Source organism: Serratia sp. 506_PEND, from assembly GCF_001076875.1.
Lineage (GTDB): Bacteria > Pseudomonadota > Gammaproteobacteria > Enterobacterales > Enterobacteriaceae > Serratia > Serratia marcescens.
This window is the reverse complement of the sequence record NZ_JVEL01000116.1, coordinates 1-16,147: the sequence shown is the minus strand read 5'-3', so window position 1 is coordinate 16,147 and position 16,147 is coordinate 1. Positions and strand designations below refer to the sequence as shown.

General features: G+C 58.8%; 13 protein-coding genes. 11 read left to right on the top strand and 2 right to left on the bottom strand.

Features of this window, described 5'->3' with window-relative positions; genetic code table 11:
* Positions 1–2: 2 nt before the first annotated feature.
* Both ADK28_RS03410 and ADK28_RS03405 read left to right on the top strand, forming a co-directional pair.
* Positions 3–659, top strand: coding sequence for a sugar phosphatase (locus tag ADK28_RS03410; protein ID WP_033639780.1), 657 nt, complete (start codon positions 3–5; stop codon positions 657–659).
* A 79-nt stretch (positions 660–738) separates the two neighbouring features.
* Positions 739–2,589 carry an SLC13 family permease gene (locus ADK28_RS03405; protein WP_072009655.1) on the top strand — a complete coding sequence of 617 codons (1,851 nt, stop codon included), beginning with the start codon at positions 739–741 and terminating at the stop codon, positions 2,587–2,589.
* Positions 2,590–2,616: 27 nt separating this feature from the next.
* Here ADK28_RS03405 and yfbR read toward each other — a convergent pair whose 3' ends face one another.
* Both yfbR and ADK28_RS03395 read right to left on the bottom strand, forming a co-directional pair.
* On the bottom strand, positions 2,617–3,216 hold the full coding sequence (gene yfbR / locus ADK28_RS03400) for a 5'-deoxynucleotidase (RefSeq protein WP_015378582.1): 600 nt from the start codon (positions 3,214–3,216) through the stop codon (positions 2,617–2,619).
* 107 nt (positions 3,217–3,323) lie between these two features.
* Entirely contained in the window at positions 3,324–4,538 is a 1,215-nt protein-coding gene (locus ADK28_RS03395; RefSeq protein ID WP_004936047.1) for a pyridoxal phosphate-dependent aminotransferase, read from the bottom strand.
* 855 nt (positions 4,539–5,393) lie between these two features.
* Between ADK28_RS03395 and lrhA the strand changes: the two genes are divergently transcribed.
* The 9 genes from lrhA to nuoI form a co-directional block, all read left to right on the top strand.
* On the top strand, positions 5,394–6,338 hold the full coding sequence (lrhA, locus tag ADK28_RS03390; protein WP_028127747.1) for a transcriptional regulator LrhA: 945 nt from the start codon (positions 5,394–5,396) through the stop codon (positions 6,336–6,338).
* Positions 6,339–7,046: 708 nt separating this feature from the next.
* Positions 7,047–7,484 (top strand): NADH-quinone oxidoreductase subunit NuoA, encoded by a 438-nt coding sequence (gene nuoA / locus ADK28_RS03385; RefSeq protein ID WP_004936040.1) that lies wholly within the window; start codon positions 7,047–7,049, stop codon positions 7,482–7,484.
* A gap of 15 nt (positions 7,485–7,499) precedes the next feature.
* Positions 7,500–8,174: a NuoB/complex I 20 kDa subunit family protein gene (locus ADK28_RS03380; protein WP_004936039.1), complete on the top strand. Its 675-nt coding sequence runs from the start codon at positions 7,500–7,502 to the stop codon at positions 8,172–8,174.
* A gap of 96 nt (positions 8,175–8,270) precedes the next feature.
* A complete protein-coding gene (gene nuoC / locus ADK28_RS03375; RefSeq protein WP_004936036.1) occupies positions 8,271–10,067 on the top strand; it encodes an NADH-quinone oxidoreductase subunit C/D in 1,797 nt (598 codons plus the stop codon).
* A 2-nt stretch (positions 10,068–10,069) separates the two neighbouring features.
* Complete coding sequence (gene nuoE / locus ADK28_RS03370) at positions 10,070–10,621, top strand: NADH-quinone oxidoreductase subunit NuoE (protein ID WP_004936034.1); 552 nt, start codon at positions 10,070–10,072, stop codon at positions 10,619–10,621.
* Complete coding sequence (gene nuoF / locus ADK28_RS03365; protein WP_015378579.1) at positions 10,618–11,964, top strand: NADH-quinone oxidoreductase subunit NuoF; 1,347 nt, start codon at positions 10,618–10,620, stop codon at positions 11,962–11,964. Before nuoE ends, nuoF begins: the two co-directional genes overlap by 4 nt.
* Positions 11,965–12,040: 76 nt before the next feature.
* The gene (nuoG, locus tag ADK28_RS03360; RefSeq protein ID WP_089185341.1) at positions 12,041–14,779 is read left to right on the top strand and encodes an NADH-quinone oxidoreductase subunit NuoG; all 2,739 of its coding nucleotides are present in this window, start codon (positions 12,041–12,043) and stop codon (positions 14,777–14,779) included.
* Positions 14,776–15,753, top strand: coding sequence for an NADH-quinone oxidoreductase subunit NuoH (nuoH, locus tag ADK28_RS03355; protein ID WP_004936022.1), 978 nt, complete (start codon positions 14,776–14,778; stop codon positions 15,751–15,753). The genes nuoG and nuoH overlap by 4 nt, the downstream gene beginning before the upstream one ends.
* A 14-nt stretch (positions 15,754–15,767) precedes the next feature.
* Positions 15,768–16,147 (top strand): NADH-quinone oxidoreductase subunit NuoI (gene nuoI / locus ADK28_RS03350; protein WP_048794884.1); only part of this gene is annotated, 380 nt, incomplete at its 3' end.

Here is a 16,147-nt window from a genome sequence, read left to right as displayed (position 1 = left end):
CTGTGGAGTGTAAGGGTTTTCTGTTCGATCTTGATGGCACCCTGGTGGATTCGCTGCCGGCGGTAGAGCGCGCCTGGACGCACTGGGCCGAGCGCCGCGGCGTCGACCCGCAAGCGGTGCTGGACTTCATTCACGGTAAACAGGCCATTACTTCTCTGCGCCACTTTATGCCGGGCGAAAGCGAAGCGGAAATTCAGCGCGAATTCCAATTGCTGGAGCAGGTGGAAGCGCAGGATACCGATGGCGTTCGCGCGCTGCCGGGCGCGATTGCGTTGCTGGAGCGCCTGAACGCGCTCGGCATCCCTTGGGCGATCGTCACCTCCGGTTCGGTGCCGGTGGCCGGCGCTCGCCGCCAGGCCGGCGGTTTGCCGCAGCCGGCGGTGTTCATCACCGCCGAGCAGGTTAAACATGGCAAGCCGCAGCCCGACGCCTATCTGCTGGGCGCCGAGCGCCTGGGGCTGGCGCCGCACGAGTGCGTAGTGGTCGAAGACGCGCCGGCCGGCATTCTCTCCGGCCTGGCGGCGGGTTGCCAGGTGATTGCGGTCAACGCCCCGGCCGATGCCCCGAAGCTGGAGCAGGTCGACCTGCGGCTGGATTCGCTGGCGCAGATCGCCGTCGATAAAACGGCGCAGGGCGCGATCGTTCGCCGGCGGGTTTAAGCGGCATTATCTTCACCCTAATTGATTAGACCCCGCTTCGGCGGGGTTTTTTTATGCTATTTTTTAGACCCTTGGACATTTGCCGGATGAGGCCGTTTTGAACAGCGAATTACTGTGGGTGCTGAGTTTACTGCTGATTGCCATCGTGCTGTTTACCACCAACAAGCTGCGGATGGACGTGGTGGCGCTGTTGGTGATCATCGCTTTCGTGCTGAGCGGCACGCTCAGCTTGCAGGAGGCGACGGTCGGTTTCAGCGATCCCAATGTGATTTTGATCGCCGCGCTGTTCGTGATCGGCGAAGGGCTGGTGCGCACCGGCGTGGCTTATCAGGTGGGCGACTGGCTGGTGAAAGTGGCCGGCAGCAGCGAAACCAAAATGTTGATGCTGCTGATGGTGACGGTCGCCGGATTGGGGGCATTTATGAGCTCGACCGGCGTGGTGGCGATCTTTATCCCGGTGGTGCTCAGCGTGACGGCGAGAATGAAGATCGCGCCGGGGCGGCTGATGATGCCGCTCAGCTTCGCCGGGCTGATCAGCGGCATGATGACGCTGGTGGCCACGCCGCCCAACATGGTGGTCAACAGCGAACTGGTGCGTGAAGGCATCCATGGTTTCGGTTTCTTCAGCGTGACGCCCATTGGCCTGGCGGTGCTGGCGCTGGGCGTCGGTTACATGCTGATCGCCCGGCGTTGGCTGGGCAGCGGCGACACGGGCAAAGCCGGCGACGACTGGCAGCGCCGCACCTTCCGTGACCTGATTCGCGATTACAAGCTTACCGGCCGCGCGCGGCGGTTGGCTGTCCGCAGCGCTTCGCCGCTGATCGGGCGTTCGCTGGACGAGCTGCACCTGCGCGCGCGCTATGGCGCCAACGTGGTGGGCATCGAGCGCTGGAAACGCTTCCGGCGGGTGATGGTCAGCGCCTCCGGCAGCACCGAGCTGCGCGAGGGCGACGTCCTCTTGATCGACATGTCGGACAGCCAGGTCGATCTGCGCGAATTCTGCGGCGAGCAGCGGCTGGAGCCGATGGTGCTGCGCGGCGATTACTTCTCGGAACAGTCGCGCAACGTCGGCATGGCCGAAGTGTCGCTGATCCCGGACTCGGCGCTGCTGGGCAAAAGCCTGCGCGAAGCGGCGTTCCGCAGCCGTTACGATCTGAACGTGGTGGGCATCCGCCGCCACGGCGAGACGCTGGGTGGCAAGTTGGTGGACGAGCCGCTGGAACTGGGCGACATCTTGCTGGTGATCGGCGATTGGAAGGCGATTCGTCAGCTGCAGGCCAAAACCCACGACTTTATCGTGCTCAATCTGCCGGCCGAGGTGGACGAAGTGGCGCCGGCCATCACGCAGGCGCCGCATGCGCTGTTTTGCCTGGCGCTGATGGTGGCGATGATGCTGACCGACGAAATCCCCAACCCGATCGCGGCGCTGATCGCCTGTTTGCTGATGGGCAAGTTCCGCTGCATCGATATGGAGAGCGCCTATAAATCGATCCATTGGCCGAGCATTATTTTGATCGTCGGCATGATGCCGTTCGCGCAGGCGCTGCAAAAGACCGGCGGGGTGGATCTGATCGTCAGCGGGCTGATGGACGTCGCCGGCGGCGCGGGGCCGCGCGTGATGCTGCTGTGCCTGTTCGTCTTGTGCGCCACCATCGGCCTGTTTATTTCCAATACCGCGACGGCGGTGCTGATGGCGCCGATCGCCATCGCCGCCGCGCGCGAAATGGGGGTATCGCCATACCCGTTCGCGATGATTATCGCCGTCGCCGCGTCCGCCGCCTTTATGACGCCGGTTTCTTCACCGGTCAATACGCTGGTTCTCGGGCCGGGCAATTACAAGTTCGGCGATTTCGTACGGCTCGGCGTGCCGTTCACCCTGCTGGTGATGGCGGTCAGCGTGATTGTGGTGCCGTGGCTCTACGGTTTTTAACGGCGCAGCGAGGCTGCGCCGGCGGGGTTACAGCGAGCTGTCGAGGCTGATTTCGTCCAATGACAGACTGAAACTGGGAATGAACACTTCCATGAAGTAGTCCATTTCCGGGCTGCGGCGCTGTTCCAGGGTTTTATCCAGCCGCGCCTTGGCCAGGGTAAATTCGTTGTTGCCGGCAGACAGCTCCTCCAGGCATTTCAGGTAGGCGCATAATGCGTCCGCCTGCTTTACCACCTGCTTTTCATCTTCGCTGTAATAGTGCTCATCGAGAATGGTGCGGAAATCGTTGCGCAGTTCCGCGGGGATCATGTCCAGCAGCTTTTGCTGGGCGATCTTTTCGATCTTCTTGTATTCGTGGGCGATCTGCGGATTGTAGTACTTGATCGGCGTCGGCATGTCGCCGGTGATCACTTCGCTGGCGTCGTGATACATCGCCAGCAGCGCAACCCGGTCGGCGTTGAGATTGCCGTTGAACTTGCGGTTCTTGATCACCGCCAACGCGTGGGCGACAAAAGCCACCTGCAGACTGTGTTCGGAGACGTTCTCGGTGCGCACGTTGCGCATCAGTGGCCAGCGGTTGATCAGTTTCAGGCGGGACAGATGGGCGAAGAAATGGCTCTGGCTCATGGTGCTCTCTTTAACGGCAAGTGAGGCCCCCATTGTGAAGCAGTGACGGCGAATTTTGCAACCGGGCAATGAGAGAAGGGCGCAGCAAGGCGCTGCGCCCCAGGCGATTACTGATGGTAGCCTTCTAGGAAGCGGCCCAGCTTGCCGACCGCCATTTCCAGCTCGTCTACGCGCGGCAGGGTGACGATGCGCACATGATCCGGGTAGGGCCAGTTGAATGCGGTCCCCTGCACAAGCAGCACTTTTTCCTGCAGCAGCAGATCCAGCACCAGTTTCTGGTCGTCATGGATATTGAAGCGTTTGGCATCGATGCGCGGGAACATGTACAGCGCGCCCTGCGGCTTCACGCATGAGACGCCCGGAATGTCATTGAGCAGTTCCCAGGTGCGGTTGCGCTGTTCGTACAGACGGCCGCCGGGCTGAATGAATTCGCTGATGCTTTGATAACCGCCCAGCGCGGTCTGAATGGCGTGCTGCATCGGCACGTTGGCGCACAGGCGCATCGAAGCCAGCATCTCCAGCCCTTCGATATAGCCTTTGGCGTGCTTCTTCGGCCCGTTGAGCACCATCCAGCCCTGGCGGAAGCCCGCCACGCGGTAGGTTTTCGACAGGCCGTTGAAGGTCACGGTCAGCAGATCCGGCGCCAGCGCAGCGATCGAATGATGCTCCGCTTCGTCATACAGGATCTTGTCATAGATCTCGTCGGCGAAGATGATCAGGTTGTGTTGGCGGGCGATCTCGACGATCTGTTCCAGCAGCGCTTTGCTGTACACCGCGCCGGTTGGGTTGTTCGGGTTGATGATCACGATGCCGCGGGTGCGCGGGGTGATCTTGCTGATGATGTCGTCCAGATCCGGGAACCAGCCGGCCTGCTCATCGCACAGGTAGTGCACGGCTTTGCCGCCGGACAGCGAGACCGCGGCGGTCCACAACGGATAGTCCGGCGCCGGCACCAGCATTTCGTCGCCGCTGTTGAGCAGCGCCTGCATGGATTGAACGATCAGCTCCGAGACGCCGTTGCCAATGTAGATATCCTCAACGGTCACGTCACGCATGTTGCGCGCCTGATAGTGCTGCATGATCGCTTTACGCGCCGAGAAGAGGCCCTTGGAGTCGGAGTAGCCTTGCGCCGTGGGCAGATTGCGGATCACGTCGACCAGGATTTCGTCCGGGGCGTCGAAACCGAACGGGGCAGGGTTGCCGATGTTCAGTTTCAGGACTTTGTTGCCTTCTTCTTCAAGACGTTTAGCTTCTTTAAGCACCGGGCCGCGAATGTCATAGCAGACGTTGTCCAGTTTGCTGGATTTCTCAATGGGGGACATAAAAAGTTGAGCCTTTTGCTGGGATAGGGGCGCTCCTACCGTGGGACGCCGCAACCCGCCCAATGTACTCCTGGCGTAGTTGCTTTTGAAGGGTTTTGCACGCCTTTGGTGCAAATGCATGTCGTAACGGGGGATTTTAGTTATGATAAGCAAAGGTAAAGTTATTTTGTAGTTCATAATTTCATGAACTATAATTTTACTAGGGTTTTGTTCTGTAAAATTACGTGTCGATAAACGAGACGTGTCGGCGATCGCGGCCGGCAGCAGTGAACTGATAAGCCGAAAGTGAGAATAGACTTCAATAAACTGTAAAGGAACGATAATACCGGAGTTGTCTGATAGCGGGTTGCCGGTTAGCGCACCACACTAAAAAAATGGCATATTTACATTAGCTTTACTTTATATTTCAGCTTAAGCATTGTTTATGTGGTTATAGGATTATTATTTAAAGTAAAAATCTTACTGATTGAATTTATTAAATTCATTGAGTGATAACACGACGTTGGTGCCGTTAATTATTTATTTTTCTTACTCTGTAATGCAGCCTGAACGCCGGTTGATAAGGATTCTCAGTAGCACGAATGGAGTGGAAATTAGGCAGTATCAATGAGTAAAATCTCAGGTTCGGTGGGGGTTTTCCCTTTCCACCGGTATTCAGTCTCCCGCGTTCTATAAGCACCATCGATAGATCGCATTTTAAAAAGCGATAGAGGTAACGAATCATAAGTAATTTTTTTGCCCTCCACTTATGAGTGGGGTACTGTCATAACAGGCTCCGTCCTTTTCAACGGCGTCTGAGAAACACACCAGGGTAGTAGTTCGTAAATTAGAATTTAAAAAAGTGAAGAATACACTATGACAACTGCAAATCGTCCGATACTTAATCTCGACCTCGATCTGCTAAGAACCTTTGTTGCGGTTGCTGATTTGAATACCTTCGCGGCGGCGGCTGTTGCCGTTTGCCGTACGCAATCAGCCGTCAGCCAACAAATGCAGCGATTAGAGCAACTGGTCGGCAAAGAACTGTTTGCCCGCCATGGGCGCAACAAACTCCTGACTGAGCATGGTATTCAGCTTCTCGGTTATGCCAGGAAGATCCTGCGCTTTAACGACGAAGCCTGTACCTCGCTGATGTACAACAATATTAAAGGTGTTCTGACCATCGGCGCTTCCGACGACACCGCCGATACCATTCTGCCTTTCCTGTTGAACCGCGTGACCGCCATCTATCCGAAGCTGGCCATTGACGTGCGCGTAAAGCGCAGCACGACGATGGTCGATCTGCTGGAAGAGGGGGAGATCGATCTGGCGGTGACCACGGCCGATCCGGCCGGGCACCCGCACATCGTGCTGCGTACGTCGCCGACGCTGTGGTACTGCGCTGCCGATTATCACTATCAGGCCGGCGAACCTATCCCGCTGGTGGTGATGGATGAACCAAGCCCGTTCCGCGCGCTGGCGATCAAACAGTTGGACGAAGCCGGTATCCCGTGGCGTATCGCCTACGTCGCCTCCACGCTGTCCGCGGTGCGGGCGGCCTGTAAGGCCGGCCTGGGCGTGACCGCGCGCCCGATCGAGATGATGAGCCCCGATCTGCGGGTGCTGGGCGCGGTGGAAGGTTTGCCGCCGCTGCCGGATACCCAGTATGCGCTGTGCAAAAACGCGCAGTGCAGCAACGAACTGGCCATGGCCATCTTCAGCGCGATGCAGGGCGGCGATGACGGCTATGGCTTCAACGGCGCGGAAGCCGGTCTCCAGGGCGATCAGGATGATGCCAGCCTGGTGGACGAAGAAGAATAACGCCGCGGCGTGATATCTGATGAAAAACCTCTGCTTCGGCGGAGGTTTTTTTTGGCCGTTTTTTGATGATTTCTACTGTTATAGAGGTTTAAGTGTGATTTTGTTATGAGTTGTCTGTTTTATTAACTTTTAAGCGTTGCTGAAAAGAGAGTTTGACCGGATTTAAGATGCTGGGTTTGTTTTTTGCACAATAAGATTGAATGAGTTAAAGGCATGGTAATAGCATGGTTATTTTGTTAGCTTATGGCGGTCGTTTTTGCGGCTTAATTTGAGGAAAATTGTTAAAGGGCCACACTTTTTTTGAGGATTTATGCTGAAAACGTGTCCTGGATCAAAAAAATACCCCTAGGTAGTGAGTGGAAGAACAGGGAATTCCTGAGACAATGGTATAGTAAAACTGAAATGTGCATGTTGGTTTATATCTATCTGTTTCTACACAAAAATTAACTGACACGATTTAGCCTGTCCCTGGCGCATCAAATGTTAATCAAATGATACGTATGTAAACTAGTGTGTAGATACTTTTGTCAAAGTTGACAAAAGGTTATAGAAAGGAGTAAAAAGCCCACAGAAAAACGCTGCCTAACTCGCTGTAAAAGCAGTTTGTTTGTGTGGTTATTTATCCTTCCCTTAAATCGATGTGGCGCACTAACTGCCGGTGACAAGAGCAGTGCGATCGACGCCACTTTTGATGAGTAAGCATAGAGTATGTCAACAACCACTGAAGTTATCGCTCATCACTGGGCGCTCGCCGTATTTCTCGTCGTGGCTATCGGGCTTTGCGGCTTAATGCTGCTGGGTGCGTTCTTCTTGGGCGGGAGAGCCCGGGCGCGCGCCAAACACACCCCGTTTGAATCAGGCATCGACTCGGTCGGCACGGCGCGCATGCGCTTGTCCGCCAAGTTCTACCTGGTGGCCATGTTCTTCGTTATTTTCGACGTTGAAGCCTTATACCTGTATGCCTGGTCGGTCTCGATTCGCGAGAGCGGCTGGGTGGGCTTTATCGAAGCCGCCATTTTCATTTTGGTGCTATTGGCCGGTCTGGTTTATCTGGTGCGCATCGGCGCGTTGGATTGGACTCCGGCGCGTTCCCAACGCCGCAGCAAACCGAGCACGATCACTAACACCAACAGTCATCCGCAGTAACAGCGAGGCATTAAGATGGACTATACGCTCACCCGCATAGACCCGAACGGTGAGAACGACCGTTATCCCCTGCAAAAACAGGAGATCGTCGCCGATCCCCTGGAACAACAGGTTCACCGCACGGTTTACATGGGTAAACTCGAACATGCGCTGCATGACATGGTGAACTGGGGGCGTAAAAACTCTATTTGGCCGTATAACTTCGGCCTTTCGTGCTGTTACGTGGAGATGGTGACGTCGTTTACCGCCGTTCACGACGTGGCGCGTTTCGGTGCGGAAGTGTTGCGCGCCTCCCCGCGTCAGGCTGACCTGATGGTGGTAGCCGGGACCTGCTTCACCAAAATGGCCCCGGTCATCCAGCGCCTGTACGAGCAGATGCTAGAGCCTAAGTGGGTGATCTCGATGGGCGCCTGCGCCAACTCCGGCGGCATGTACGACATCTATTCCGTAGTGCAGGGCGTGGACAAGTTCCTGCCGGTCGACGTGTACATTCCCGGCTGCCCACCGCGTCCGGAAGCCTACATGCAAGCGCTGATGCTGCTGCAGGAATCCATCGGCAAAGAACGTCGCCCGCTGTCGTGGGTTGTCGGCGATCAGGGCGTTTACCGCGCCAATATGCAGTCTGAAAGAGAGCGTAAACACGGCGAGCGCATCGCGGTGACCAACCTCCGGACGCCTGACGAGATTTAAGACGTTCATTTAACGTCCATCTTAGTGCGCTATTGGTTAACACAGCGAAAAGTGAAACTTGCGGCGAATAACCCTTTAGTGTGGTGAAAAAAAATTATGACAGATTTGACGACGCACGACGCCTTGCCTGCCTGGCAGACCCGAGATCACCTTGACGACCCGGTGATCGGCGAACTGCGCAACCGTTTTGGGCCGGAAGCCTTTACTGTTCAGGCCACTCGTACCGGCATGCCCGTGGTATGGGTTAAACCTGACCAGTTACTGGAAGTAATGACGTTCCTGAGAAAACAGCCGAAGCCGTATGTCATGCTGTTCGATCTGCATGGCGTGGATGAACGCCTTCGCACCCACCGCGACGGCCTGCCCGCTGCGGATTTCTCCGTTTTCTACCATCTGATCTCCATCGAGCGCAACCGCGACATCATGCTGAAGGTGGCGCTGTCTGAAAAAGACCTGCACGTGCCGACGGCGACCAAGGTGTTCCCGAACGCCAACTGGTACGAGCGCGAAACCTGGGAAATGTTCGGCATCACCTTCGACGGCCATCCGCACCTGTCGCGCATCATGATGCCGCAGACCTGGGAAGGGCACCCGCTGCGCAAGGACTACCCGGCGCGCGCCACTGAATTCGATCCTTTCGTGCTGACCAAGCAGAAAGAAGATCTGGAAATGGAAGCGCTGACCTTCAAGCCGGAAGACTGGGGCATGAAGCGCGGCACCGAGAACGAAGACTTCATGTTCCTCAACCTCGGCCCGAACCACCCGTCCGCGCACGGTGCGTTCCGCATCATTCTGCAACTGGACGGCGAAGAGATCGTCGACTGCGTGCCGGATATCGGCTATCACCACCGCGGCGCCGAGAAGATGGGCGAGCGTCAATCCTGGCACAGCTACATCCCGTACACCGACCGCATCGAGTACCTCGGCGGCTGCGTGAACGAAATGCCTTATGTGTTGGCGGTCGAGAAGCTGGCCGGCATCAAGGTGCCCGAGCGCGTCGACACCATCCGCGTGATGCTGTCCGAGCTGTTCCGCATCAACAGCCACCTGCTGTACATCTCCACCTTCATTCAGGACGTCGGCGCGATGACCCCGGTGTTCTTCGCCTTTACCGATCGTCAGAAAATCTACGATCTGGTGGAAGCGATCACCGGTTTCCGTATGCACCCGGCCTGGTTCCGCATCGGCGGCGTCGCGCACGATCTGCCGCGCGGCTGGGATCGCCTGCTGCGTGAATTCCTCGACTGGATGCCGAAGCGTCTGGACTCCTACGTGAAAGCGGCGCTGAAGAACAGCATTCTGAAAGGCCGCTCCATCGGCGTCGCGTCTTACAACGCCAAAGAAGCGCTGGAGTGGGGCGTGACCGGCGCCGGCCTGCGCGCGACCGGCGTGGAGTTCGACGTGCGTAAATGGCGTCCGTACTCCGGCTACGAGAACTTCGACTTCGAAGTGCCGGTCGGCGACGGCACCAGCGACTGCTACACCCGCGTGATGCTGAAGGTGGAAGAGCTGCGCCAGAGCCTGCGCATCCTCGAACAGTGCCTGAACAACATGCCGGAAGGCCCGTTCAAGGCCGATCACCCGCTGACTACGCCGCCGCCGAAAGAGCGCACGCTGCAGCACATTGAAACGCTGATCACCCACTTCCTGCAGGTTTCCTGGGGCCCGGTGATGCCAGCCAACGAATCATTCCAGATGATTGAAGCCACCAAAGGGATCAACAGCTACTACCTGACCAGCGACGGCAGCACCATGAGCTATCGCACCCGGGTACGTACGCCGAGCTTTGCGCACCTGCAGCAGATCCCATCGGTCATCCGAGGCAGCCTGGTTTCCGACCTGATCGTCTATCTGGGTAGTATCGATTTTGTAATGTCAGATGTGGACCGCTAACTATGCATGATCAAAAAGACAATCACGCAGTCAACGATGCGCTCGAGCCCATCAACGCAGCCGCTCCTCAGAGCGGCGTTGATGCATTTGTACTGAGCGCGGAAGAACGTGATGCGATCGAGCACGAAAAGCACCATTACGAGGATCCGCGCGCCGCGTCCATCGAAGCACTGAAAATTGTGCAGAAGCAGCGCGGTTGGGTTCCGGACGGTGCGATTTACGCCATCGCGGAAGTGCTGGGCATCCCCGCCAGCGACGTAGAAGGCGTGGCCACGTTCTACAGCCAGATTTTCCGTCAGCCAGTAGGACGTCACGTGATCCGTTATTGTGACAGCGTTGTTTGTCACATCACCGGTTACCAGGGCATTCAGGCCGCTATCGAGAAGAAGCTGAACATCAAGCCGGGTCAAACCACCTTTGATGGCCGCTTCACGCTGTTGCCGACCTGCTGTCTGGGCAACTGCGATAAAGGGCCGACCATGATGATTGACGAGGACACTCACAGTCAGCTGAAGCCTGAAGATATCGAGACGCTACTGGAGCAGTATCAATGACCAAGCACATTGTACGCACTCCCGAAACGCATCCGCTGACCTGGCGTCTGCGCGATGACAAGCAGCCGCTGTGGCTGGACGAATACCGCAGCAAAAACGGCTATGCCGGCGCAGAGAAGGCCCTCAAAGGCCTGGCCCCGGACGAAATCGTCGGCCTGGTGAAAGATTCCGGGCTGAAGGGCCGCGGCGGCGCGGGCTTCTCCACCGGTTTGAAGTGGAGCCTGATGCCGAAGGACGAATCCATGAACATCCGTTACCTGCTGTGTAACGCCGATGAGATGGAGCCGGGCACTTACAAAGACCGCCTGCTGATGGAGCAGCTGCCGCATCTGCTGGTGGAAGGCATGCTGATCTCCGCGTTCGCGCTGAAAGCCTACCGCGGGTACATCTTCCTGCGCGGCGAGTACATCGAAGCGGCGGCGCACCTGCGTCGCGCTATCGCGGAAGCCACCGAAGCCGGCTATCTGGGCAAGAACATTCTCGGCACCGGATTTGATTTCGAGCTGATCGTGCACACCGGCGCCGGCCGTTACATCTGCGGCGAAGAAACCGCGCTGATCAACTCGCTGGAAGGCCGCCGCGCCAACCCGCGCTCCAAGCCGCCATTCCCGGCCAGCGCCGGCGTCTGGGGCAAGCCGACCTGCGTCAACAACGTCGAAACGCTGTGCAACGTGCCGGCCATTTTGGCGAACGGCGTGGAGTGGTACACCGGCATCTCCGGCAGTGAAGACAAAGGCACCAAGCTGATGGGCTTCTCCGGCCGGGTGAAAAATCCGGGCGTCTGGGAACTGCCGTTCGGCACCACCGCGCGCGAGATCCTGGAAGACTACGCCGGCGGCATGCGCGACGGTCTGCGTTTCAAAGCCTGGCAGCCGGGCGGCGCGGGCACCGACTTCCTGACCGCCGATCACCTCGATCTGCCGATGGAATACGGCGCGATCGGCAAAGCCGGCAGCCGTCTCGGCACCGCGTTGGCGATGGCGGTTGACCACGAGATCGGCATGGTGCCGCTGGTGCGCAACCTGGAAGAGTTCTTCGCCCGCGAGTCCTGCGGCTGGTGTACGCCTTGCCGCGATGGCCTGCCGTGGAGCGTGAAGATCCTGCGCGCGTTGGAAAACGGCGAAGGGCAGCCGGGGGATATCGAAACCCTCGAACAGCTGTGCCGTTCCCTCGGCCCGGGCAAAACCTTCTGCGCCCACGCGCCAGGTGCCGTAGAGCCACTGCAAAGCGCGATTAAATATTTCCGTGAAGAGTTCGAGGCGGGTATCGCCGTGCAGCACTTCGGCAATGCGCATGCGATTGGCGGCATTCAGCCGAACAATCTGCTGAAGCAACGCTGGTAAGCCGACTCGCCCGAACACGGCCAGAATTTTTGATTAACGCCTGCCGCAAGGCAGGCCACTTGGAAGCATGCTGACTATGGCTACGATTCATGTAGACGGCAAAGAGTATGAGGTAGACGGGGCGGACAACCTGCTGCAGGCTTGTCTCTCCCTCGGCCTTGATATTCCTTACTTTTGCTGGCATCCGGCGCTGGGAAGCGTCGGCGCTTGCCGCCAATGTGCGGTAAAGCAATACCAAAACGCGGAAGATACGCGCGGCCGTTTGGTGATGTCCTGTATGACCCCGGCATCCGATGGCACCTTCATCTCCATCGATGACGGCGAAGCGAAGCAGTTCCGTGAAAGCGTGGTCGAGTGGTTGATGACCAACCACCCGCACGATTGCCCGGTCTGTGAGGAAGGCGGTAACTGTCACCTGCAGGATATGACGGTAATGACCGGCCACAGCTTCCGTCGCTACCGCTTCACCAAGCGCACCCACAACAACCAGGAGCTGGGGCCGTTTATCTCGCACGAGATGAACCGCTGCATCGCCTGCTATCGCTGCGTGCGTTACTACAAAGACTATGCGGATGGCACCGACTTCGGCGTGTACGGCGCGCACGACAACGTCTACTTTGGTCGCCCGGAAAGCGGCACGCTGGAAAGCGAGTTCTCCGGCAACCTGGTGGAAGTGTGCCCGACCGGCGTCTTCACCGACAAAACGCACTCCGAACGCTACAACCGTAAATGGGACATGCAGTTCGCGCCGAGCATTTGCCAGCAGTGCAGCATCGGCTGTAATACCAGCCCGGGCGAGCGCTATGGCGAGCTGCGCCGTATCGAAAACCGTTACAACGGCAGCGTGAACCACTACTTCCTGTGCGACCGCGGCCGTTTCGGTTACGGCTACGTCAACCAGAAAGATCGTCCGCGTCAACCGCAGCAGCTGCGCGGCGATGACTGGATCACCCTGAACGCCGAGCAGGCGATGCAGGGCGCGGCGGACATCCTGCGTCAGGCGAAGAAAACCATCGGCATCGGCTCCCCGCGCGCCAGCCTGGAAAGCAACTTCGCACTGCGCGAGCTGGTCGGCGCCGAGAACTACTACACCGGTATCGCTCAGGCTGAGCAATCACGCCTGGCGCTGATGCTGAACGTGCTGAAAAACGGCGGCGTTCATACGCCGGCGCTGCGCGAGATCGAGGATTACGACGCGGTGCTGGTGCTGGGCGAAGACTTGACGCAAACCGGCGCGCGCATCGCGCTGTCCGTGCGTCAGGCCGTCAAGGGGAAAGCCCGCGCGATGGCGGCGGCGCAGCGCGTTGCCGACTGGCAGATCGCGGCGGTGCAGAACATCGGCCAGCACGCCAAGTACCCGCTGTTCACCACCAACGTCGACAACACCCGCTTGGACGACATCGCCGCCTGGAACTACCGCGCGCCGGTTGACGAGCAGGCGCGCTTCGGCTTCGCCATCGCTCACGCGCTGGACAGCGCAGCGCCGGCGGTGAACGATCTGGCTGAAGGCCTGAACAAGAAAGTCGATATCATCGTGCAGGCGCTGACCGGCGCACGCAAACCGCTGATCATTACCGGCAGCAACGCCGGCAGCGAAGCCATCATCGAAGCGGCGGCCAACATCGCCAAAGCGTTGAAGGGCCGCGGTGCCGACGTCGGCATCACCTTCGTGGCGGGCGCAGCCAACAGCATGGGCCTGGCGATGATCGGCGGCGGTTCGCTCGATCAGGCGCTGGAACAGCTGGCGAGCGGCGCAGCCGACACCGCCATCGTGATGGAAAACGATCTCTATCGTCATGCGCCGGCGGCGCAGGTGGACGCGGCGTTGGCCAAGGTCAACAACCTGATCGTCGCCGACCACCAGCGCACCGCGATCATGGACAAAGCCAACCTGATCCTCTCCTCGGCCAGCTTCGCCGAGAGCGACGGTACGCTGATCAACCAGGAAGGCCGCGCGCAGCGCTTCTTCCAGGTGTACGATCCGGCTTACTACGACGACGCCAAGAAGAATCAGTTCACCGTGATGCTGGAAAGCTGGCGCTGGATGCACTCGCTGCACTCCACCTACACCAGCCGCCACGTGGACTGGACCCAGCTCGATGACGTGATCGCCGCTTGCGTCGCCGCGTTGCCGCAGCTGCAGGGCATCGTCGACGCCGCGCCGGACGCGACGTTCCGCATTCGCGGTCAGAAGCTGGCGCGTTCGCCGCACCGCTCCAGCGGCCGTACCGCCATGCGCGCCAACATCAGCGTGCACGAGCCGCGTCAGCCGCAGGATAAAGACACCATGTTCGCCTTCTCGATGGAAGGGAACAACAGCCCGCTGGCCGATCGTCAGCAGATCCCGTTCGCCTGGGCGCCAGGCTGGAACTCACCGCAGGCATGGAACAAGTTCCAGGCCGAAGTGGGCGGCAAACTGCGTCACGGCGATCCGGGCGTGCGCCTGATCGAAGCGGGGGAGGGCAGCCTCGGTTACTTCGATCGCGTGCCTGCCGCCTTCAATCCGAACGACGGCTGGCGTGTCGCGCCTTACTACCACCTGTTCGGCAGCGATGAAATGTCGCAGCGCTCTCACGTGATCCAGCAGCGCATGCCGGAGGCCTACGTGATGGTCAACCCGGCCGATGCGGCGACGCTTGGCGTCAACGCGGGCAGCCTGGTGGAGTTCAACTGCGCGGGCCAGACCCTGCGTCTGCCGGTGCGTCTGAGTGAAACCCTGACCCAGGGCCAGGTTGGTTTGCCGCTCGGCTTGCCAGGGATCCCGCCGATCTTGGTGGGTGCTAAGGTAGACAATCTGCGGGAGGCGGCACGATGAGCTGGTTTACCCCTGAGGTGATCGACATCTTGATCGCCATTCTTAAAGCGGTCGTGATCCTGTTGGTGGTCGTGGCGTGCGGGGCGTTCATGAGCTTCGGCGAACGCCGTCTGCTCGGCCTGTTCCAGAACCGCTACGGGCCGAACCGCGTAGGCTGGGGCGGCTCGCTGCAGCTGGTCGCCGACATGATCAAAATGTTCTTCAAGGAAGACTGGGTGCCGAGATTCTCCGACCGGGTGATCTTCACCCTGGCGCCGATGATCGCCTTTACTTCCCTGTTGCTGGCATTTGCCATCGTGCCGGTCAGCCCGACCTGGGCGGTGTCCGATCTCAACATCGGTATTCTGTTCTTCCTGATGATGGCCGGCCTGGCGGTGTACGCCGTGCTGTTCGCCGGATGGTCGAGCAACAACAAATACTCGCTGTTGGGCGCGATGCGTGCCTCCGCGCAAACCCTGAGCTACGAAGTGTTCATCGGCCTGTCGCTGATGGGCGTGGTGATGCAGGCGGATTCATTCAACATGCAGGCCATCGTTGAATCTCAGGCGCACGTCTGGAACGTCATTCCGCAGTTCTTCGGCTTCGTGACCTTCGCGATCGCCGGCGTGGCGGTGTGTCACCGTCACCCGTTTGACCAGCCGGAAGCCGAGCAGGAACTGGCTGACGGTTACCACATCGAATATTCCGGCATGAAGTTCGGTCTGTTCTTCGTGGGGGAATACATCGGTATCGTCACCGTGTCCGCCCTGATTGTGACGTTGTTCTTCGGCGGCTGGCAGGGTCCGTTCCTGCCGCCATTCATCTGGTTCGCGTTGAAAACGGCCTTCTTCATGATGATGTTCATCCTGATCCGCGCCGCGCTGCCGCGTCCGCGTTATGACCAGGTGATGTCCTTCGGCTGGAAAGTGTGCCTGCCGCTGACGCTGCTGAACCTGCTGGCAACCGCCGCGGTCATTTTGTACAACGCTCAATAAGGGGTGAATAAACCATGACATTGAAAGAGTTAGTGGTTGGTTTCGGCACCCAGGTGCGCAGCATTTGGATGATTGGCATGCATGCCTTCGCCAAGCGCGAAACCCAGATGTATCCGGAAGAACCGGTTTACCTGCCGCCGCGCTACCGCGGCCGCATCGTGCTGACGCGCGATCCGGACGGCGAAGAGCGCTGCGTCGCCTGTAACCTGTGTGCGGTTGCCTGCCCGGTCGGCTGTATCTCGCTGCAAAAGGCAGAACAGAAAGACGGTCGTTGGTATCCGGAGTTCTTCCGCATCAACTTCTCGCGCTGCATCTTCTGCGGCCTGTGCGAAGAGGCTTGCCCAACTACCGCTATCCAGCTGACGCCGGATTTCGAACTGGGCGAGTACAAGCG